Annotated in this window: 14 protein-coding genes; 10 read left to right on the top strand and 4 right to left on the bottom strand. The window is 72.3% G+C overall.

Going from position 1 to position 19,834, the window contains the following annotated elements; all coding sequences use genetic code 11:
• Nucleotides 1-76: 76 nt before the first annotated feature.
• Entirely contained in the window at nucleotides 77-745 is a 669-nt protein-coding gene (locus OG488_RS31300; RefSeq protein ID WP_329235029.1) for an O-methyltransferase, read from the bottom strand.
• 258 nt (nucleotides 746-1,003) lie between these two features.
• Between OG488_RS31300 and OG488_RS31295 the strand changes: the two genes are divergently transcribed.
• From OG488_RS31295 to OG488_RS31265, 7 genes are all read left to right on the top strand, one after another.
• Nucleotides 1,004-1,507 carry a VOC family protein gene (locus OG488_RS31295; protein ID WP_329235025.1) on the top strand — a complete coding sequence of 168 codons (504 nt, stop codon included), beginning with the start codon at nucleotides 1,004-1,006 and terminating at the stop codon, nucleotides 1,505-1,507.
• Complete coding sequence (locus tag OG488_RS31290; RefSeq protein WP_329235022.1) at nucleotides 1,504-2,457, top strand: hypothetical protein; 954 nt, start codon at nucleotides 1,504-1,506, stop codon at nucleotides 2,455-2,457. The genes OG488_RS31295 and OG488_RS31290 overlap by 4 nt, the downstream gene beginning before the upstream one ends.
• Nucleotides 2,458-2,505: 48 nt before the next feature.
• A complete protein-coding gene (locus OG488_RS31285; protein ID WP_329235019.1) occupies nucleotides 2,506-3,462 on the top strand; it encodes an LLM class flavin-dependent oxidoreductase in 957 nt (318 codons plus the stop codon).
• On the top strand, nucleotides 3,459-4,322 hold the full coding sequence (locus tag OG488_RS31280) for a PhzF family phenazine biosynthesis protein (RefSeq protein ID WP_329235016.1): 864 nt from the start codon (nucleotides 3,459-3,461) through the stop codon (nucleotides 4,320-4,322). The genes OG488_RS31285 and OG488_RS31280 overlap by 4 nt, the downstream gene beginning before the upstream one ends.
• A gap of 98 nt (nucleotides 4,323-4,420) precedes the next feature.
• Nucleotides 4,421-6,214, top strand: a complete 1,794-nt coding sequence (locus OG488_RS31275) for a gamma-glutamyltransferase family protein (RefSeq protein ID WP_329235013.1) — start codon at nucleotides 4,421-4,423, stop codon at nucleotides 6,212-6,214.
• Between the two features lie 65 nt (nucleotides 6,215-6,279).
• On the top strand, nucleotides 6,280-8,580 hold the full coding sequence (locus OG488_RS31270) for an excinuclease ABC subunit UvrA (RefSeq protein ID WP_329235011.1): 2,301 nt from the start codon (nucleotides 6,280-6,282) through the stop codon (nucleotides 8,578-8,580).
• Nucleotides 8,581-8,627: 47 nt separating this feature from the next.
• Nucleotides 8,628-8,828: a 2-hydroxymuconate tautomerase gene (locus tag OG488_RS31265; protein WP_329235008.1), complete on the top strand. Its 201-nt coding sequence runs from the start codon at nucleotides 8,628-8,630 to the stop codon at nucleotides 8,826-8,828.
• Nucleotides 8,829-8,917: 89 nt separating this feature from the next.
• Here OG488_RS31265 and OG488_RS31260 read toward each other — a convergent pair whose 3' ends face one another.
• Nucleotides 8,918-10,111 carry an FAD-dependent monooxygenase gene (locus OG488_RS31260; protein WP_329235005.1) on the bottom strand — a complete coding sequence of 398 codons (1,194 nt, stop codon included), beginning with the start codon at nucleotides 10,109-10,111 and terminating at the stop codon, nucleotides 8,918-8,920.
• Between the two features lie 203 nt (nucleotides 10,112-10,314).
• On the opposite strand from OG488_RS31260, the gene OG488_RS31255 reads away from it, so the two are divergent.
• Nucleotides 10,315-12,246, top strand: coding sequence for a chorismate-binding protein (locus tag OG488_RS31255; RefSeq protein ID WP_329235002.1), 1,932 nt, complete (start codon nucleotides 10,315-10,317; stop codon nucleotides 12,244-12,246).
• A gap of 17 nt (nucleotides 12,247-12,263) precedes the next feature.
• Here OG488_RS31255 and OG488_RS31250 read toward each other — a convergent pair whose 3' ends face one another.
• Both OG488_RS31250 and OG488_RS31245 read right to left on the bottom strand, forming a co-directional pair.
• Nucleotides 12,264-13,709, bottom strand: a complete 1,446-nt coding sequence (locus tag OG488_RS31250) for a flavin monoamine oxidase family protein (RefSeq protein WP_329235000.1) — start codon at nucleotides 13,707-13,709, stop codon at nucleotides 12,264-12,266.
• A 172-nt stretch (nucleotides 13,710-13,881) separates the two neighbouring features.
• Nucleotides 13,882-14,883 carry a TIGR03842 family LLM class F420-dependent oxidoreductase gene (locus OG488_RS31245; protein WP_329234997.1) on the bottom strand — a complete coding sequence of 334 codons (1,002 nt, stop codon included), beginning with the start codon at nucleotides 14,881-14,883 and terminating at the stop codon, nucleotides 13,882-13,884.
• A 495-nt stretch (nucleotides 14,884-15,378) separates the two neighbouring features.
• On the opposite strand from OG488_RS31245, the gene OG488_RS31240 reads away from it, so the two are divergent.
• Together OG488_RS31240 and OG488_RS31235 are read left to right on the top strand one after the other, a co-directional pair.
• Nucleotides 15,379-16,209 (top strand): alpha/beta fold hydrolase, encoded by an 831-nt coding sequence (locus OG488_RS31240; RefSeq protein ID WP_329234993.1) that lies wholly within the window; start codon nucleotides 15,379-15,381, stop codon nucleotides 16,207-16,209.
• Nucleotides 16,210-16,632: 423 nt separating this feature from the next.
• Nucleotides 16,633-19,800 carry a discoidin domain-containing protein gene (locus OG488_RS31235; protein ID WP_329234991.1) on the top strand — a complete coding sequence of 1,056 codons (3,168 nt, stop codon included), beginning with the start codon at nucleotides 16,633-16,635 and terminating at the stop codon, nucleotides 19,798-19,800.
• The last annotated feature ends 34 nt before the right edge of the window (nucleotides 19,801-19,834 follow it).

The following is a 19,834-nucleotide window of genomic DNA, read 5'->3' as shown; positions in this document are numbered from 1 at the left end:
CCGGGGCGGCGGAACACGTCCGGGGGCGGCCGGCGGCCGGTGTCCGGTCCGCCGCCGCCCCCGGCTCCGCGGTGCGTCAGGGCAGGATCAGCGCCAGGGTGAACCCGTCGTACCCCTTGCTCCCCACCGTCTGGATCGAGGTGGCGCTGACCCGGGGCTCGGCGGCCAGCATCTCGTGGAACCGCCGCATCCCCCGGACGCCTCCGTCCTGGTCGGCGGCCTCGCCCACGGCACCGCCGAGCACGACGTTGTCGACGACGATCACCCCGCCGGGGCGGGAGAGCTCGAGCGCCCAGGTGAAGTACTCCGGTGTGTCGGGCTTGTTGGCGTCGATGAAGACGAGGTCGAACGGCGGGTCTCCGGCCTTCGCGAGGGCGGGCAGGATGTCCAGCGCCCTGCCCACGTGCTGCTCGACGACGTCGGCGACGCCGGCCCGCTCCAGGTGTCCGGCGGCCGCCTCGGCGAACGTGCGCTCCCACTCGATGGTGACCAGCCGCCCGCCCGGGGGCAGCGCCCGGGCGAGCCAGATCGTGCTGTACCCGCCGAAGGTGCCTATCTCGAGAATGCGCCCGGCGCCCTGGATGCGGGCCAGCAGGTGCAGCAGTTTCCCCTGGGACCGGGAGACCCCGATATCAGGAAGGTCGAATGCGATGTGCGCCTGGGCGGCGGCCGCCAGAGCCGGGTCCTCGTCGCCGAGAACCGCGTCGAAGTAGTCGTCCACCGCGCTCCACTGATTCTGTGTCATGGCACCAGTATTCCTCGGAAAGGGGGGCACAAGGCAAGCGTTCGAGGAAATTTTCACAGGAATTGATGACACTTCCCGAATACCTCGGCCCCTTGTTTTGGGCTGCCCTGAAATTGCTTTCCATGACATCTGCACCACCGCATCGGAAAACTTGAGGAATCCCCTTTCGTCACTTGACCTGATTTCCGGGAAATCGCTAGCCTGAATAACGAGAAGAAGAATAATCGATCCCTTCCGGAACGAGAGGAGCGCAGAACCTTGTCCCGAACCCGGACCGCGACCGAGCGCCCGACGGGCCTCGACCTCATACCGGAGCTCCACCACGTGGGAGTGCAGACGGGCGACCTCGACAACTGCCTCGCCTGGTACCAGGAGTTCTTCGGCTGCCGGCCGAACTGGACCCTGGACGCGTTCTCCGACCTCACCCTGAGCCGTCTGCCCGGCATCACCCGGCTGACGGAGCTGGCGGTGGCCGGGCTCCGCTTCCACCTCTTCGAACGCACCGGGCACGACGACGCCGTACCCGGCGGCAACACTCGCCAGTTCCAGCACATCTGCCTGTCCACCGGATCGGCCGAGGAGCTCCGGGCCTGGCGTGACCGCTGGATCCACCTGTACGACTCCGGCCGCTACACCTTCGCCGGCGACGAACAGCCCACCGACATCGTCATCGACGCGGACGGCGTGCAGAGCTGCTACGTCCTGGACGTCAACGGGCTGGAGTTCGAGTTCACCTACGTCCCGCCAGGAGGAGACCGATGAACACGCGCGTCCACCGCACCGTGACCGAACTGCCCGTGCCCGACGGCTGGGACTTCGGGGACTTCCCGTACGGCCTGGAACCGCTGACGCTGCCCGAGCCGCCGACTCCCGAGTCCGGGGACGGCATGCCGGACGTGCTGCCGGCCGACGAGACCCTGGTGGACCGGAGCACGGTCTGCCCGCGGGCGGGAGCGGCCCTCTCCACGACCGACTTCTCCCACCAGCTCTTCTGGTTCCGCTGGATCACGGGCCACCAGGCCACCTTCGCCGTCTGGCAGCTGACCGCACACGCCCTGCACCAGGCCCGCACCCGGTCAGACCCCGCCCCGTCCCTGCGCGCGATGACGGACCTCACCGACGCGTACACCTCGATGCTGCTCTACACCAGCTCGTGCCCGGCCGACGTCTACGGCACGGTCATCCGGCCGAGCATGTACCTGCAGCACCGGAGCTTCAGCGGCACCTGGGCCCCGGACTTCGTGCCCGTACGGGGACTGCTGAGGGGCAGGAAGCCGGAGTGGGAGAACACGCCCGAGAGCGAGAGGCTCCAGCACGCCGTCCGGACCTACCACACGGTGCACGCGGGGGTGGCGGCCAAGCTGGTGCCCGGCGGCCGGTCCCTGCTCCAGGAGTCCGCGGCCGAGACCACGCCGACGCACCCCGAGACGCAGGCGCTGCTCTACGACCACTACTTCCTGACCCTGCGGGCGCCGGTCGGCACGGTGGAGCTGGTCGACCAGTTACGGAGCCGGCTGCGCGCGATCTCGCTCGACGTCGCGACCAACGGGCTCTACCCGGGCCTCACGCCCGAGGAGGACGAGGCCTTCCCCCACGAGCTGCGGAGCACGGAGGTGCGGCGCTACGAGAAGGACTTCGCCCTGGCCCTGAGCCGGATCGACGTCGCCGCCCGGCAGCTCAAGCCGAAGGTGCTGCACACCACGGCCCCCTGACCGGCCGTCACCGCAGGGGGATCCCGACACGGAACGGAGTGAGGACGAGTGCGCCACGGAGTGGTGATCCTGCCCGAACAGCGCTGGTCGCAGGCGCGCGACCAGTGGGTACTGGCCGAGCGCCTCGGTTTCGACCATGCCTGGACCTACGACCAGTTGATGTGGCGCTGGCTGCGTGACGAACCCTGGTTCGCCTGCGTGCCCACCCTGGCCGCCGCCGCAGCCGTCACCTCGCGGATCACGCTGGGCACGATGGTCGCCACCCCCACCTACCGCCATCCGGTGACGCTGGCGAAGGAGCTGATGTCCCTGGAGGACATCGCCGGGGGCAGGTTCGTCTGCGGCCTGGGGGCCGGGGCGGGCGGCCTGGACGACCGGGTGGTGGACCCCGCCGAGCGCACCCCGCGACAACGCGCCGACCGCTTCGCCGAGTTCGTCGAGGCGCTGGACCTGCTGCTCACCGACCGGGTCTCCTCGTACACGGGCACCCACTACGACTTCCGCGACGTGCCCGTGCACCCGGGGTGCCTGACGCGCCCCCGGGTGCCGTTCGCCGTCGCCGCGACCGGGCCGCGCGGCATGCGGCTGGCCGCCCGGCAGGCGGACACGTGGGTCACCGCGGGCCCACCGGGCCGCTTCGACGCCCTGCCCTACGAGAAGGCGCTGCCCGACATCGCACGCCAGCTGGACGGCCTGGACGCCGCCTGCGCCGCGACCGGACGCGACCCGGCCACGCTGAACCGGCTCCTGCTCACCGGCGCCCTCGTCGGCGGGGTGCTCGACTCCGTGGAGTCCTACCGGGACGCGGTGGGCCGGTTCGGCGAGCTGGGCATCACCGACCTGGTCGTGCACTGGCCGCGCCCCTCCTTCCCGTACCAGGGCGATCCGCGCGTGCTGGAGGCCATCGCGGAGGAGGTCCTCCTCCCCCGCGAGCGGATCGGCGGCGCCACCACGGGAGCCCGTCAGGACACCACGGAGCACGACGGCGCGGGAGGCACACGATGATCGGATACGAGATCGTCGACATGTTCACCGACGTCCCGTTCGACGGCTGCGCCCTCGGTGTCGTACCCGACGCGCAGGGCCTCTCGGAGGCGGACATGCTCGCCGTCGCCCGGGAGATCGCCCTGACCGAGACGGCGTTCGTCCTCCCGCCCGGCCTGCCCGGGTCCGCCTACCGGGTGCGGGTGATGACCCCGGGCGGGGAGTCGCCGTACGGGGGCCACAGCGCCGTGGGCACGGCCAGTGTCCTGGTCCGGACCGGACGGCTCGCGCCCGGCGAGGCGGTGCAGGAGTGCGGCGGCCGGCAGCTCACCGTGACGGCCGGGCCGGACGGCTCCGCCCTGACCGTGGGGGGTACCCCCCTGCTGCGGCCCGAGTGGGACCCCGACCCGCTCCTGGCGGCGTGCGGTCTGTCCGGCTCCGACCTCACCGCGACACCCCACCTGACCGGCTTCGGACCGGCCTTCCACTTCCTGCCCGTCTGCGAGGAAGCGCTGGCCGGGGCGTCGGCCGACCTGGCCGACCCGGTCTGGGAGGACTGCCCCGACGCCGTGCTCGTCGCGTACGACCACGAGAACCGGACCGCCCGCGTCCGGGTGTTCGCGCCCGGATACGGCATGCCCGAGGACCCGGCCTGCGCCTCCGCCGCCCTCGGGCTCGGCGCCTGGCTGGCCCGGGAGAAGGGGTTGCCCGGCACGGACGGCCGGCACTCCTACCGGGTGCTCCAGGGCGAGGGGCTGGGCCGGCCGGCCACCCTCACCTGCACCGTCGACCTGCGGGAGGGCCGGGCCACGGCCGCCACGGTCCACGGCAGGGTCACCGCCACCGCGTCCGGCCGGCTGACCGCACCGGGACGGCCCTGAACCGCCTGGCCCGCCTGAACCGCCAGGCCCGCCAGGCCCGTCTGGCCCGCCTGGCGCCCACCGTCCGAGATCCCGTACGAGGAGAAGGGACCTGTCACGTGCTCTTCCGACCGGAACTGCACGGCACCCGCGGTGCCGTGGCGTCCACCCACTGGCTGGCTTCGACCGCTGGAATGTCCATGCTCGACCGGGGCGGCAACGCCTTCGACGCCGCTGCCGCCGCCGCCTTCGTCATCCAGGTGGTGGAACCGCACCTCAACGGGCCGGGCGGCGACGTGCCCATCCTCGCCCACCGTTCCGGGTCCGGTGTGGTCGACGTCGTCTGCGGGCAGGGACCGATGCCCGCGGCGGCGACCGTCGACGCCTTCACCGAGCGGGGCCTGGCCGTGGTCCCCGGTTCCGGACTGCTGCCGGCCGTCGTCCCGGGGGCCTTCGGCGCCTGGCTGCGGCTGCTGAAGGAGTACGGCACGCTGCCCCTGGAGATCGTCCTGGAGCCCGCCGTCGGGTACGCGGAACGGGGCTATCCCCTGCTCCCCAAGGCGGCGGCGATGATCGGCGCGCTGTCGGGACTCTTCCGCGACACCTGGACGGAGTCGGGCCGCACCTACCTGAGGCGGGGCGTCGCCCCGCGGGCCGGGGAGCGGGTCACCAATCCCGTGCTGGCCCGGACCTTCCGGCGCGTCGTCAGCGAGGCGAAGGCATCGGGGCGGGACCGCGAAGGCGTGATCGACGCGGCGACGGAGGTGTTCTACACCGGCTTCGTGGCGGAGGCGATCGACACCTACCTGGCCAAGGCGGAGGAGATGGACTCCACGGGGCGGCGCAACGGCGGGCTGCTGACCGGTGCGGACATGGCCGCGTGGCGGCCGGGGCTGGAGCGGTCGCTGAGCCTGGAGTACCGGGGCCGTACGGTGCACAAGGCAGGCCCGTGGTCGCAGGGCCCGGTCTTCCTCCAGCAGCTGGCGCTGCTGGAGGGCTTCGACCTGGCGGGGATGGGGCCGGGGAGCGCCGCGTACGTGCACACGGTGGTCGAGGCCGCCAAGCTCGCGTTCGCCGACCGTGAGGCGTGGTTCGGCGACCCGGAGCACGCGGATGTGCCGATGGGGGCCCTGCTGGACCCCGCGTACACGGCCGAACGGCGCGCGCTCATCGGGTCCGAGGCGTCGGGGGAGCTGCGGCCCGGCAGGCCCGGCGGACGTGAGCCCCTGCTCCCGCCGCTGCACGACGGGAGCACCGCGCCGGCGGACCCGGCCTGGCTGGGTGAGCTGGAGCAGGGCATTCCGGCCATCATGAAGCTGACCGCCTCCACCGGCGACACCTGCTGCATCACGGCCACCGACGCCGCGGGCAACATGGTGGCGGCGACGCCCAGCGGCGGCTGGCTCAAGAGCTCTCCGGTGATACCGGGGCTGGGCTTCCCCCTCGGCACCCGCGGGCAGATGGCGACGCTGACGCCGGGTCACCCCAACACCCTGGCGCCGGGAAAGCGGCCGCGCACCACGCTCAGCCCGACCATGGTCCTGCGGGACGGGGAGCCGCAGCTGGCCTTCGGCACACCGGGCGGCGACCAGCAGGACCAGTGGACTTTGGGCTTCTTCCTCAACCACGTGGACCACGGCATGGGCCCGCAGGCGGCCGTCGAGGCGCGGGCCTTCCACACCGACCACGTGCCCACGTCGTTCGCCCCGCGCCGGTTCCGCCCCGGGACCGTGGTGCTGGAGAGCGGCTGGCCGGCCGGGGAGCTGGAGCTGCTGCGGCGACGGGGCCACGCGGTGGAGCTCGCGCCCGACTACTCCCTGGGCAAGGTCTGCGCCACCGGCCCGGCCGGCGACGGCCTGGTGCTCGGAGCGGCCAGCCCGCGCGGCGCGCAGGCCTACGCCGTCGCCGGGTAGGAGGAGGGAGCACATGAAATGGTTTCCCCACGGAAACCACCCGTCCAGCTGTGGAAGGGGCTGACATGGCGGCTCACCGGAAGACCGACCCCGAGGACTTCATCGTGCTGGGCGAGGCCCGGCAGAACAATCTCAAGGGCGTCGACCTGCGCATCCCGAAGAGAAAGCTGACCGTCTTCACCGGGGTCTCCGGATCGGGGAAGTCCTCGGTGGTGTTCGACACCCTCGCGGTCGAGTCCCAGCGGCAGCTGAACGAGACCCTGCCCGCCTTCGTCCGCAACCGGATGCCCAAGTACGAGCGGCCGGAAGCCGAGGTGATGGAGAACCTCACCACGGCGATCGTCATCGACCAGCGGCAGGTCGGCGGCAACGCCCGCTCGACGGTCGGCACGATGACCGAGATCCTGCCGATGCTGCGGGTGCTCTTCTCCCGCGCGGGCAGCCCCGGCGCGGGCCCCTCCCACATGTACTCCTTCAACGACCCGCGCGGCATGTGCGAGGCCTGCCAGGGGCTCGGTACGACGGTCCGGCTGGAACTCGACCGGCTGCTCGACGAGAGCAAGAGCCTCAACGAGGGGGCCATCGGCTTCCCGTCGTTCGCCGTCGGCACCTTCCAGTGGCAGCTCTACGGCGAGTCGGGGCTCTTCGACCCGGACCTGCCGTTACGCGACTTCTCCGCGAAGGACCGCGAACTGCTGCTGCACGGCAAGGGGTTCACGGTCGACCGCGCCGGCCGCAACGGCGTGTACAAGAACGAGTACGAGGGGATCGTAGAGCGTTTCACCCGCCGGTACGTCAAACCCGGCCTGGACCACGCGAAGGGCAAAGAGCGCGAGGCCATCGAACGGGTGGTGACCCAGGGCCCCTGCGCCGTGTGCCACGGCGGCCGGCTCAACGAGGCGGCCCTCGCCTCGCGCATCGACGGGGACAACATCGCGGACTTCGCCGCGCTGGAGATCACCGAGCTGATCGAGCGGCTCGCCCGGGTCGACACGCCGGCCGTCAAGCCGGTGGTGGCGGGTGCGCGGGCGGCGCTGGAGCGCATCAGCTCCGTCGGTCTCGGCTATCTGTCGCTCGGGCGGCGGACCACGTCCCTGTCCGGCGGCGAGGCCCAACGGCTCAAGATGGTGCGCCACCTGAGCAGCAGCCTGACGGGGCTCACGTACATCTTCGACGAGCCCAGCGTCGGCCTCCATCCTCGCGACGTGCGCCGCATGAACGAGATCCTGCTCGCGCTGCGCGACAGGGGGAACACCGTGCTGGTCGTGGAGCACGACCGGGACGTCATCGCGATCGCCGACCACGTCGTCGACATGGGCCCCGGGGCCGGCCGCGACGGCGGCGAGGTGACCTTCGAGGGCACCCCGGCGGGACTGCGGCGGTCCCGCACCGTGACCGGCGAGCAGCTGAGGCGCGTCCCCGGGCTCAAGGAGCGGTACCGCTCCCCCACCGGCGCCCTGACGGTGCGCGGCGCCCGTCTGCACAATCTCGACGACGTCACGGTCGACATCCCCACCGGGGTGCTGACGGCGGTGACCGGTGTGGCCGGTTCCGGCAAGAGCACCCTCATCTCCCGGGTGTTCACCGCGCAGCACCCCGGGGCCATCGTGATCGACCAGTCGTCGATCGGCATCTCCCCGCGCTCCAACCCGGCGACGTACACCGACGTCATGGACGTCCTGCGGCGGCGGTTCGCGCGTGCCTCGGGCGAGAAGCCGGGCCTGTTCAGCTTCAACTCGGAGGGCGCCTGCCCGGAGTGCAAGGGCAAGGGCGTCATCGAGACGGACCTGGCCTTCATGGACCCGGTCACCACGGTGTGCGAGCGCTGCGAGGGCCGGCGGTTCAACGACGAGGCCCTGCGCCACACCGTGGACGGCAGAACCGTCGTCGACGTCCTGGACATGACGGTCGAGGAGGCCGCGGGCTTCTTCGACGACGCGCCCGCGCTGCGGAAACTGGCCCTCCTCACCGAGGTGGGGCTCGGCTACCTGACGCTGGGCCAGCCGCTGTCCACCCTCTCCGGCGGTGAGCGGCAACGGCTCAAGCTGGCGCACCGGCTCAAGGAGACGGGCAGCGTCTACCTCTTCGACGAGCCGACCACCGGCCTCCACATGAGCGACATCGACCGGCTGCTGGAGCTCTTCGACCGGCTCGTGGACGGCGACAACACCGTGGTCGTGATCGAGCACGACCTCGACGTCGTCAAGCACGCCGACTGGGTCGTCGATCTCGGTCCGGAGGCCGGCACCCACGGGGGGCGCGTGGTCTTCGAGGGCACGCCCGCCGAGCTGGCCCGGGCGAAGGGCTCGCACACGGGCAGCAGTCTCGCCGCGGACCTGCGCGACCGGGAGAAGGCCTCGTCCTGAAGCACGTCCCGCCACCCGCGGCACGTCCCTGCCGGAAGGAGTTCGCAATGCCTCTCATCCACGTCACCCTGCTGGACGGACGGTCGCCCGAGGAGGTGGCGTCCCTCGGGCGGGCGCTCACCGACGCCGTGCACGAGACGCTCGGCACCCCGGTGGACGCCGTGCGGGTGATCGTGGAGGAGGCGTCACCGGCCCACTGGTTCGTGGGCGGCAGGTCGGTGGCCGAACGGCGCTCCGACTCCTCGTGACCCGCCTCCTCGTGGCCCGGTGCGGCGGAGCACGGGCGTCGGGCCCCCCGGCCGCTCCGGCCGGGGGGCCCGTCGGGACGGCCGCCGGGTCAGCGGGCGGGGGCACCGCGGAGCCGGCCGTCCGCGCGGGCGAAGCGGTCGCGGATCAGCTCGACGCGGTCCGGGGACCAGGAGGGCATGTCCTCCTGGGTGAGCCGCCCGCTGCGGGTGACCAGGTGGGCGTTGAACGCCTCCAGGCCGAGGTCGGTGTACCGGTCCAGCTCCTCGAACCACTCCTGGCTGATCCGCGCGGTCCGCTGCATGGACTCCACGTCCGGCCTGCGCTCCGCCTCGTAGGCGGTGAGGGCGTCGGGCACCGCTCCGTGTGCGTCCACCGCCAGGGCGAGGGACAGCCCGTCCTCCATGGCCAGCCTGGTCCCCGATCCGATGGAGAAGTGCGTGGTGTGGGCGCTGTCGCCGAGGAGGGCGATGTTCCCGAGGCTCCAGCGCCGGTTGCGTACGACGGAGAAGCGCGCCCACCGCGACCGGTTCGTCCGCAGCCGGTGGCCCTCCAGTACGCCGGCGAAGAATCCGGCGATCCGGTCGGCGTCGGCCGTGCCGTCGTCGTCCCGCCCGCCACCACCCGGTGCGTCCCGGTCGGTGAACCCGGCGGCCTCGCGGACGTGGTCGTCGACCTCCGCGATGAACGTGCTGAGCCCGGGGGCGTAGGGATAGGCGTGGGCGTGCATCGGGCCGAACTCCGTCTCGGCGACGGCGAAGGTCAGGGCGGTGAAGGTCCGGTCGGTGCCGAGCCACAGGTACCGCGATCCGCGCGTGCCACCCTCGGTGCCGAATTCCTCGCGGTGGGCCTCACGCGTCGAGGAGTTGACGCCGTCGGCCGCCACCACCAGGTCGTACGTGCCGGCCAGCAGGGCCGCGTCGGGGGCGCGGGTGCCGTACCGGATGGTCACACCCAGGTCCGTGCAGCGGGTGCGCAGCATGCTCAGCAGGACACGGCGGCCGATCGCCGAGAAGCGGTAGCCCCCGTTGCGCATGACCTGGCCGCGGTGGTGGACGTCGATCCTGGACCACTGCGCGCACGCGGCCTCCAGACGGGCGAAGAGCTGGGGGTCCGCGGCCTCGATGCCGCCGAGCGCCCCCTCGGAGAAGACCACGCCGAAACCGAAGGTCTCGTCGGGGGCGCCGGCCTCCCAGACGTCGATCCGGCATCCGGGCCGGAGCCGCTTGACGAGCGCGGCCGTGTAGAGGCCGCCGGGGCCGGCTCCGATGATCGCGATACGCATGACACCTCACTGGGACTCGGTCGAGTGGTTCGGCGGCGCGCGGGGCAGCCGTGGCGTCCGGCCGCGGAATCGTCCCGGCCGGAGCAGGTGGACCTTCCGACGGACGACGTGAAGGCCGTCAGGCCATAACTCCTGTCCGATGAGGACCAGTTGAATCAGACGGACCGGCACATCGCCGCCCGTCGTGCGAGGAGGGAACCGACATGGGACCGAAGGACTCCGGCATGAACGGCGTTCGCGTACTGGAGCGTCTGCACGGCGCGGCTCCGCCGCCCTTCGCCCTGCTGCGCAGGGATCGCGCCGACGGGCACGGCCCGGGCCCGGTGGAGGTCATGTTCGGGGAGATGGAGACGATCGGCTCGCTGGAGGAGGCCGGCCCGGCCGACGCCTCGCGGGGCCCCGGCTCGCTGGTCCTGATGCCCTTCCGGCAGATGGCCGAGCACGGTCTGCGCTGCCACGACGACCACACCCCCTTACGCGTCCTGCGGATCTCCGAGCACCACGTGCTGCCGGAGACGGCGCTCGACGCCTTCGATGGCGGGCCGGTGCGGTGGCAGGACGTGGGTTTCACGACGGACGACGCCCACTACGAGGGACTGGTACGCGAGTTCGCCGCGTCGGACGCGGCCCGTGGGGGGCTGAACGTCCTGCTCCGGCGCGACTGCACCGCCCTGCTGCCCGGCTTCCGCCCCGCGGTGGCGGTCGAGCTGTTCCGGCGGTTGCTGACCGGCGAGGCGGGAGCCTACTGGACGTTCCTCGTGCACACCGGTGGTGAGCGGCCGACCACCCTGGTGGGGGCGACCCCCCAGGGCCATGTGGCCATCGAGGACCAGAGGGTGGTGATGAACCCCCTGTGCGGTACGTACCGCCGCCCGCCGCACGGGCCGCGCACCGGGGAACTGCTCGACTTCCTCGCCGACCGCAAGGAGTCCGAGGAACTGGCGACCACGGTGGACGCCGAGCTCGCGGTGCTGTGCGGGCTGGCCGGCCCGGAGGTCCGGGTGGAGGGGCCGTTCCTGCGGAGGATGGCCCATCTGCTGCACACCCAGTGCCGGATCAGCGGACCCGCGGTGGCGGGTGCCCGCGAGACCCTTGCGCGGGCGATGTTCGCCTCCACCGCGGTGGGAAGCCCCTACGCCGAGGCGTGCGGTGCCATCCGCCGCCACGAGACGACGGGCCGGGGGTACTACGGCGGGCTCCTCGCGCTGATCGGCCGCGACGAGCGGGGCGACGAGGAGCTGGACTCCGCCGCGGTGATACGCACCCTGGACATCGATCATCTGGGCCGCGCGCGGCTGTCGGTGGGGGCGACTGTCGGCAGCCGGTCGTCACCGCCGTCGGAGGCGGCCGAGACGCGGACCAAGGCACGTGCCCTGCTGACGGCCCTCACGACGGCTTCCCCGTCGCACCGGGAGCCGGACGACGCCACACTTACCGCCGCCGACGACGGCCCGGACGACGACGCCCACGGACCCGTGCGGGACGCCCTGGCCCGGCGGCGCGCGGCGCTCTCGTCGTTCTGGACGAGCGGCGAAGGCGCGCCGGCATCGCGCGCCGGCCGGGTGCTCGTGCTCTCCACGGGCGGCGAGGACCTGACCTCCCTGGTCCACATGGTGGCCTCGGTGCACGGACCCGCCGAGGTCGTCCGGTACGAGGATCCCGACGCGGGCGCCACCCTGTCCCGGCACCGGGGGCCCGTGCTGCTGGCCTCCGGGCCTGGCCGGCCCGACGACCCCGACGACCCCCGGATGGAGGCGCTCCGGGAGGTGAGCGCGTCCCTCGTGCGTGGACGGCCGCCGGGCGGCGCCCCGGTGGCCGGGGTGGGGCTCGGCTTCCAGTTGCTCGCCCTCGCCGCCGTACCGGGCGCGCGGGTCACGGCCAGGACCGGCACCGGACTCGGCAGGGACGTCGAGGTCTTCGGCCGGCGGATCACGGCCGCGTTCCGCAACACCTACGCGGTCACGCCCGGCCCGGCCGCCGCGCCCGCGCACCACGGCCCGTCCACCCTGTGCCTGGGCCCGGACGGGCGGGAGCTGATCGCGATGCACGGCGCGGCCGTCCGTGGCGTGCAGTTCCGCCCGGAGTCGGTCATGACCTCCTGCGGGGCCGATGTGCTGGGCTCACTCCTGAGCTGAGTCCGGCCGGACCGCCCTCAGGGGGTGGTGGTCCGGCCGAGCTCCAGGACGGTACGGGCCGCGGACTCCAGGGCGAAGGTCATCGAGCCTCCGTTGGGCTCGAATCCGGCGTGGTCCCCGGCGAAGTGGACGCGCCCCTCGGGCCTGCGGATCACCGGCATGAGGGCGCTGTGTCCGCGCTCGGGAAGGATGTACGCCCCTTCCGCGTACGGCCGTTCGTCCCAGCAGACGGACGTGCCGGTCTCGAAGTGCTCGCGGGCCCCGGGGAGCATCCCTTCGAGTTCGGTGAGCACGAAGTTCTGGCGCTCCTCCTCCGTCATGACCGAGACCGCCCTGGCACGCCACCCCGTCATCAGGCACTCCATGATCTTCCTGGGTCCCGGCAGTTGGGGTGTCGCGTCGCGTATCCAGCGTATGGGGAGGTCGGTCGAGAAGCTCGCGTTGCGCTGCGGCCAGAACTGACGGCGCATCTGGAGGTACACCCGGACCACGGACGAGTACTTCACCCGGCGCATCACGTCGTGCTTCGCGTCGGAGAGGCCCGCGTCGGTGAAGTCGATGTGCCGGATCGCGCTGAACGGGACGGTGACGACGACCCGTTCGGCCTCCACCGTCCGCAGGCTGCCGTGGTCGAGGTACGTCACCCTGGCCCGCTCCTCGTCCTGCTCGACGCGGACCACGGGACTGCGGTAGCGGATCCTGCTCTTGAGCCGTTCCGCGAACGCCTGCGGGAACCGGTCGGTTCCGTCCTTCACCTTCGCCCAGCGGGGGTCGGCGTTGCTGAGCGAGTGCGGGCTCGCCTCGTGGCGCAGCCAGGAGAGCGCGGACGCCGTCTTCAGGTCGCCTCCGCGCATCTCCAGGAACATGGGTTCCATGAGGTCGATGGCCGCCTGGGAGGCGCCGCGGTCCGTGAGGACCTGGTGGACGGACCGCCCGTCGTAGGGGGCGAGCCGTTCGGTGGCCTCCCAGTCGGGGGCGCCGAGGTCGGGCTGGAGGCTGTCGCCGACGGCGGTCACGTACCGCTTGATCATGCCCGAGACGCCCAGTTCCGCCTCGTGCGGGTGGAGTGCCAGCCCCGCCGCCGCCACGTCGTCCGGGTCGGGGGTGAAGAACCGCCCCCGGGCGTAGTAGGAGAAGGTGGTGTCGAAGAGATCGGCGGTCTCTGTCTCCACGCCGAGTTCGCGTAGGTAGTGCATGGCGTAGTGGCAGTGCGGCGTCAGCGTCATCGCCCCCGCCTCCGCGTGCAGCCCGTCGGCGAACGGGGCCCGTAAGGTGTAGGCGCGCCCGCCGGGCCGGGTGTCCGCCTCCAGGACGGTCACCTCGCAGTCCCGCGCCGCGAGTTCATGGGCGACGGCCAGGCCGGCCAGGCCCGCACCGATGACGATCACGGACCGCGGGGGCCGTAGTCCCGGCATGCCGCTGTCGAAGGCGCGGCGTACTTCCGTCTGCGTGGCTTCACGCATGGGCGTTCTCCGTTCCGATCAGCCGAACAACAGTGCTCCTCGTGCTCCTGCCCCGTGTACCGGCTGCCGACCGGTCCGTCTCCGCACGACGCCCCTCCGGTGCCGGTCGTCCGGTCGTCCGGTCGGAGGGGCGGGTGCGGGGCATGGACGGCCGCTGCGGGTGCGGAGGGCGTCAGGCGGACAGTGCGGGGATGACCGTCGAGCCGTAGGCGTCGATGGTCGCCTCCCGCGCGTCGTGCATGTTGTAGACGGCGAACTGGTCCACGCCCAGGCCCCGCAGGACCTGGAGCTTCGCGATGTGGGCCTCGGGGGGTCCCAGCAGACAGAAGCGGTCCACGATCTCGTCGGGGACGAAGGCCGTGTCCGGGTTCCCGGCGCGGCCGTGGTGGCTGTAGTCGTATCCGGAGCGGCCCGCGATGTACGCGGTGAGTGCCTCGGGCACCAGGCCGGAGTGCTCCCCGTACCGGGAGACGAGGTCGGCCACGTGGTTGCCGACCATGCCGCCGAACCAGCGGCACTGCTCCCGCGCGTGCTCCAGGTCCTCGCTCACGTACGCGGGCGCCGCGACGCAGATGGTGACGGAGTCCGGGTCGCGTCCGGCCGCCGCAGCCGCCTCCCGCACCGCTTTGACCATCCATTCGGTGAGGAAGGGGTCGGCCAGCTGGAGGATGAACCCGTCGGCCTTCTCCCCGGCCAGGGCGAGCGCCTTGGGTCCGTACGCCCCCATCCAGACGGGCAGCCTGCCGTCCTTCACCCAGGGGATCCGGACCGGCTGTCCGTCGACGGTGGCCTCGCGGCCCTCGGCGAGGTCCCGGATCACGTCGATGGCCTCACCCAGCCTGGCCAAGGTGTTGGGTTTGCGGCCGGCCACCCGCATCGCGGAGTCCCCGCGTCCGATGCCGCAGACGGTGCGGTTGCCGTACATCTCGTTGAGCGTGGCGAACGTGGAGGCGGTGACCTCCCAGGAGCGGGTGCCCGGGTTCGTCACCATCGGGCCGACGACCAGCCGCTCGGTGTGTTCCAGGATCCGGCTGTAGATGACGAAGGGTTCCTGCCACAGCACGGTCGAGTCGAAGGTCCAGCCGTAGCGGAAGCCGTTCCGTTCCGCGCGGCGCATGAGTCCGACGACGGCCGAGGCGGGTGGGTCGGTCTGGAGGACGAGTCCAAAATCCATGACAGATGCTCCTTGTGGAAGAACTGACACGTGGCGCGCGGGTCGGGAAGCCGTGACCGGACCGGCGGTGAGCCGCCTGCCGGCGTGCGCCGGACGGCCGCCGCGAGCAGGCGGAAGGACCGCGGGCGCCGCTCCCGGAGACGTGTTCCGGCAGAGCCTTCCACATGGAGCCGCGCCTGCCCCGTCGACGCGGCCCCCTCGGAGCGCGAGTCGCGGGGGGACAATCCTGGACCGCTTCCCGGCCTTTGGGAAGGGGGAGTCTACGCGCGGAGCTTTGGCATGCCGGAGGCGTGGGCGGCGGTTCGGACGCCGTCGCGCGGGCTCCCGTCGGGACGGCGACATCTGGGGTCGAAATGAGGGTTTTATCGCAGAAAGGTATCGTTTTGTGGTGGCTGGTCGCACCTGCGGCTTTCTGCCGGGCGGCCCCTGGGCCCGCGCGGCCGGCAGGTCCCCCTCCTCGCACCAGCGACTCAGCGATTCATCGGAAGGATCGACATGGGCACGGTCACCACGAGCGACGGCACGAGCATCTACTACAAGGACTGGGGCCCGCGCGACGCGCAGCCGATCGTGTTCCACCACGGCTGGCCGCTCAGCGCGGACGACTGGGACAACCAGATGCTGTTCTTCCTCGGCCAGGGCTACCGCGTCGTCGCCCACGACAGGCGGGGCCACGGGCGCTCCAGCCAGAGCGCCACCGGGCACGAGATGGACACCTACGCCGCCGATGTGGCGGCGGTGACCGACGCGCTCGACCTGCGGGGAGCGGTGCACATCGGCCACTCCACCGGCGGCGGCGAGGTGGCCAGGTACGTCGCCCGGGCCGAGCCCGGACGGGTCGCCAAGGCCGTGCTCGTCAGCGCGGTACCACCGGTCATGGTGAAGTCGGCGTCCAATCCGGGCGGGCTGCCGATCGAGGTGTTCGACGGCTTCCGCGCCTCCCTCGCCGCCAACCGCGCGCAGTTCTACATCGAGGTGGCCTCGGGCCCCTTCTACGGCTTCAACCGCCCCGGCGCCGAGGTGTCCCAGGGGCTGATCGACAACTGGTGGAGGCAGGGGATGCGGGGCGCGGCCAACGCGCACTACGCGTGCATCAAGGCCTTCTCCGAGACGGATTTCACCGAGGACCTCAAGAAGATCCAGGTGCCGGTCCTCGTCGCCCACGGCACGGACGACCAGGTCGTGCCCTACGAGGACGCGGGCCCCCTGTCGGCGGAACTGCTGACGAACGGCAGGCTCAAGAGCTACGAGGGCTACCCGCACGGCATGCTCTCGACGCACCCGGAGGTCATCAACCCGGACCTCCTGGCCTTCGTGCAGGAGTAGGCCGGCGCAGGACACCCCGGCGGGCGGGGAGCGAACCCCTGTCCCGCCTGAACACCTCGGCCCTGGCCGCACGTCCGACGGCCGGGGCCGGGCACCGGCGCCCTGGGCGGCGACGGGCAGGCGCGACGGCGCTCGTCGCGCCGTGGACCCCGACACCGGGGCTGAACACCTTCGGTCACGCGAGGGATCCGGCAGCGGAGAGAATGCCGGCCCGGCGGGGGTGAAGCACTCCCCCTCCGTTCACCGTCCGGCTCCGCGGCGACGGACGCTCACACGACGCGACGGCATCCCCCGAGGGAGGACCACGGGCCCCCGACGCCGGGGTGAGGCGGGGTGGGAGAGCGAGAACCCTTGACTGTCATCGGACCCGGGGAAAGGATGCCCTCACATCTGACAACGTTGTCACTATGCTGGAGACCGCTCATGCCAAGCGACGCCACCCACCACGACAGGCGCACCTTCCTCCAACTCGCGGGTATCGCGAGCCTTTTGACCGTCGGCCCACTGTCCTTCACAGGTGGTTCCGCAGCCGCCGCATCGCCCTCCGCCACCACCGGACCCCACGCGCCCGACGCCGGCGGGGACAGCGTGGCGGAGACTTACTACCAGGTCCTGCTGACACACACCCGCTGGGCGGAGACGCAGTGGGACTCCGCTCTCGGTCATTACACGGCCAAGGACTTCGGCTTCGCGGTGGTGCTCGGCAACGCCGTACTGCTGACCCAGGGGACGTACGACTCCGAGCGGGCCGGCATCGCCGAGGACGCCCTCCTGGCCCGCACCCTGGCCACCGTCAAGCACTTCGCCGCGTCCAACCGTCTCGTGGGCGGCACGGAGTGGGGGCGGACCCTGTTCTTCGACACGACGTTCCAGCTGTACTTCGTGCTCGCGGCCAAGCTGCTCTGGGAGCGGCTGGACCCCACGACACGGCAGAACGTCGACACGATCGTGGCGGGACAGGCCCAGTACACCGCGTCGCTGGGCAGCGGCAACGACCCCACCTCCGGGAGCTGGACGCCCAACGGGCTCGAGGGCGGCCATGTGGGCGACACGAAGCTGGAGGAGATGGGCGTCTACGCCCAGTCACTCGCGCCCGGCCTCGCCTGGGCCGGCTCCGATCCCCGCCACGCCGACTGGGCGGCGGCCTTCGGCCGGTGGACCAGGAACGAAGCGGGGCTGCCCGCGGCGGACCTGGCCAATCCCGCGCTGGTCGACGGCGTGGCCGTGAGCGCCAACACCGCGACGAACCTGTACGACTCGTTCATCGTCGAGAACCACAACTCTTTCGGCCCCCACTACCAGGCGGAGTTGTGGCGTACCTCCGGCCGCAACGCCGCGCACTTCATCACCGCGGGGCAGCCCATGCCCGAGGTCCTGACCGCTCAGCCGAACGCGTCGCCTCTGTGGCGCACACTCCGGATGGTCATGAGCGACGCGGGCGAGCCGCTGATGCCGATGGTGGCCGACCGCGAGCACCTGTACGGACGCGACGTGATCCCGCTGGCCTTCCTCGCCCAGGTGACCGGCGACCGCGCCGCCGCCTGGGCCGAGGCGGCGCTGGCGGAGCGGCTGGCGCCCTACCAGGCCTACGCCCCGGCCCACCGGCTCGCGAAGTTCTCAGGAGAGGCGAAGTACGAGCCCGAGGCGCGGGCCGAGATCGCCATCAGCTACCTCCTGCACCGGTGGCGCGCGGCACACGGCGGCCCCGTGCGGCCGCTGTCCGACCGGGAGTTCTTCGAGCAGGCCGCGGGAGTGAAGGACTTCGGCGAAGGCCCCGGCCTGGTGGTCCAGCAGACCTCGTCCGCCTGGGCCGCCTCGGTCAGCAAGCCGGGCTTCGTCAAGTTCGCGTGGCAGCCGGCGCATGACGACTGGCTGTTCGCGCTCAGCGGCAGCACTCCGATGTTCCTGCCGTCCACCGGCAGGAAGGTACTGCGGCGGTCGGTCACGACCTACCGGGCGCTACGCGACGGCTTCGACGCGACGGCCACACTGCTCCGGCTCGACTCCGGATTCGCGGGGTTCACCACCCTGCCCTCCGGCGCGGTCGTCTACGCCACCAGCGGCACGGCCGCCGGTGAAGGGCGCCTGCAGCTTCACAACCTGACCATGCCGGGGCTGGCGGGCCTGGACGGCCGGCGCACGTACACCGCGGCCGAGGGGTCGGCCCAGGTGGATTCCGCGGACAGCGGCACCACCCCGGTCGGGCCGGGGCCGCGCGTCGACACCCTGGCACTCCCCCGGAGCTCCCACCGTTTCGTCCGGATGCAGGGGATCTCCGGCCACCCGCAGTACGGGTACTCCCTGTTCACCCTCTCCGTCCGTGACGGCGCCGAGGGCGCGGACCTCGCGCGCGGCCGTGTCGCCACCGCTTCGTCGGCGACGCCCGGCAAGGAGGCGGAACGCGCGGTGGACGGCGACGACACGAGCCGCTGGGCCGTCGCCGTCGGCGAACGGAACCGTCAGGACAGCTGGCTGACCGTGGACCTCGGCAGCGTCACGGCGTTCGACCACCTCACCCTGGCGTGGGAGTCCGCCGCCGCGTCCGCGTACCAGGTGCAGGGCTCCGACGACGGTGAGACCTGGGCCGAGCTGATCCGGTACCCCGAGCCCGACCTCACGAGCCGTGGCGGCTGGCTGTCCGTGGACGGAAGGGCCGGACTGGTGGTCCGGGGCGCGAACAATCCCCTCGCGGTGTACGGCGATGTGGTCGTGCTGTCGGACGGGCCGGCCGAGGCCCTGACCGTGGAGGGCCATCCGTCGGGCGATCCCGCCGCGGTGCGTGCGGCGGCCTCCCAGGAGGCACCGCGCGCCGCGGATCCCGCGGTCCGTGCCAGCACCGTCGGCGGGCACCTGAGCCTGTTCAACCTCTCGCCGGACCCCGTCTCCACCGTGGTGGCCGTGGACCGGGAGGGAGCCGGCCTCCGCCTCTACGCCGGCTCGCAGCTCGTGACCGCCACCGGGACGGACTTCACCGCCGAGCTGGACGGCGCCACGGCGAAGGTCGCCGCGGCTCGGTTCACCCTGCGCTCGGCGACGGGGGCGGCGGTCCCGACGGGGGTCCGGGCGGAGGTGCTCGACGGCTCGACCCTGCGCCTGACCGGGCCGGCGTGCGACCTGGTCGTCACCGCGGTCGACGGCCGACGCGAGAAGGTCCGGCTGCGACGGGGCAGGCCTGTGACCCTGTCGGTGCCGGGCACCGTCGCCCACCCGCTCGCTGACGCCGCGCTCGGCTGCGACACCTTCCCCAACGGCCCGTTCCCCACGGGCATGTCGGATCCCTCGGCCGCGGTCGACGGCAACGCGCACACCTCGTGGACACCGGGGCAGGACCGCGCGCGGATGGTGGTGGATCTGGGGGCGCCGCTCCCCGTCGGGCGCGTTCTCGCGGAGTGGACCCCGGGCAGGGTTCCCGAGGCGAGCGTCGAGTTCAGCGCCGACGGCGTCACCTACCGGTCCGGCGGGCGCCTGCGGGTGCGGGGCGGCACTGGAAGTCTCTCCGCGCGCACCACCGCTCGCTACGTGGCGCTCGACGTGTCGGGCTGGAGCAGCGGGCACGCACGGCTCAGGGCGCTGTCGGTACTCCCCGAGTAGAGCCCCGCCACCCCTCGACCGGGCGCTCTCCACC

The organism is Streptomyces sp. NBC_01460, assembly GCF_036227405.1.
Classification (GTDB): Bacteria; Actinomycetota; Actinomycetes; order Streptomycetales; family Streptomycetaceae; genus Streptomyces.
Note: the sequence above shows the minus strand (reverse complement) of the source record. Positions and strands in the feature narration are given on the sequence as shown.

Bases quoted from the DNA above. Each gene is read 5' to 3' on its own strand.
- OG488_RS31300 (WP_329235029.1), bottom strand. From the start codon at position 745: ATGACACAGAATCAGTGGAGCGCGGTGGACGACTACTTCGACGCGGTT.
- OG488_RS31290 (WP_329235022.1), top strand. From the start codon at position 1,504: ATGAACACGCGCGTCCACCGCACCGTGACCGAACTGCCCGTGCCCGAC.
- OG488_RS31280 (WP_329235016.1), top strand. From the start codon at position 3,459: ATGATCGGATACGAGATCGTCGACATGTTCACCGACGTCCCGTTCGAC.
- OG488_RS31270 (WP_329235011.1), top strand. From the start codon at position 6,280: ATGGCGGCTCACCGGAAGACCGACCCCGAGGACTTCATCGTGCTGGGC.
- OG488_RS31265 (WP_329235008.1), top strand. From the start codon at position 8,628: ATGCCTCTCATCCACGTCACCCTGCTGGACGGACGGTCGCCCGAGGAG.
- OG488_RS31260 (WP_329235005.1), bottom strand. From the start codon at position 10,111: ATGCGTATCGCGATCATCGGAGCCGGCCCCGGCGGCCTCTACACGGCC.
- OG488_RS31255 (WP_329235002.1), top strand. From the start codon at position 10,315: ATGGGACCGAAGGACTCCGGCATGAACGGCGTTCGCGTACTGGAGCGT.
- OG488_RS31250 (WP_329235000.1), bottom strand. From the start codon at position 13,709: ATGCGTGAAGCCACGCAGACGGAAGTACGCCGCGCCTTCGACAGCGGC.
- OG488_RS31245 (WP_329234997.1), bottom strand. From the start codon at position 14,883: ATGGATTTTGGACTCGTCCTCCAGACCGACCCACCCGCCTCGGCCGTC.
- OG488_RS31240 (WP_329234993.1), top strand. From the start codon at position 15,379: ATGGGCACGGTCACCACGAGCGACGGCACGAGCATCTACTACAAGGAC.
- OG488_RS31235 (WP_329234991.1), top strand. From the start codon at position 16,633: ATGCCAAGCGACGCCACCCACCACGACAGGCGCACCTTCCTCCAACTC.